At 72.0% G+C, this 539-nt stretch carries 1 protein-coding gene; it reads right to left on the reverse strand.

Annotated features, from left to right (window positions below; translation table 11 throughout):
- On the reverse strand, positions 1-539 hold a 539-nt coding region (locus tag PUR61_RS00730), incomplete at both ends, for an acyltransferase domain-containing protein (protein ID WP_329874529.1).

Below are 539 nucleotides of genomic sequence, written 5' to 3' on the forward strand. Positions count from 1 at the left end.
AGCATCGCCCCACCCGCCGGAAGAGCCTGCATCAACCTGCCGCGCGCCGCGACCAGCGTGGCCGCGTCCGGCAGAGACAGCACCCCGGCCACATGCGCGGCAGCAACCTCACCGATCGAATGCCCCACCAGGACATCCGCACGCACACCCCAGTGCGACAGCAGCGCATGCAACGCCACCTCCACTGCGAACAGGGCCGGCTGCGCGTACCCGGTGCGGTGGATCAGCTCCTCGTCCGCGAGGACCTCCGCCAACGGCCGGTCCAGATGGGCATCCACGTGCAACGCCACCTGGTCGAACGCGTCCGCAAAGACCGGGAAAGCCTCGTACAACCCCCGGCCCATCGACGCACGCTGCGCACCCTGACCCGTGAACAGGAACGCCACCCCGCCCGCCCGTGCGGTGCCCGTCAGACCACCCGCACCGGACGCCACCGCGTCCAGCCCGGTCATCAGCTCGTCGGTCCCACCCGCGAGCACCACCGCACGATGCGCCAGCACCGGACGCCGCGCCGCAGCCGCCGCCACGGCCGACAGGTC

The organism is Streptomyces sp. BE20 (genome assembly GCF_036322525.1).
Lineage (GTDB): Bacteria > Actinomycetota > Actinomycetes > Streptomycetales > Streptomycetaceae > Kitasatospora.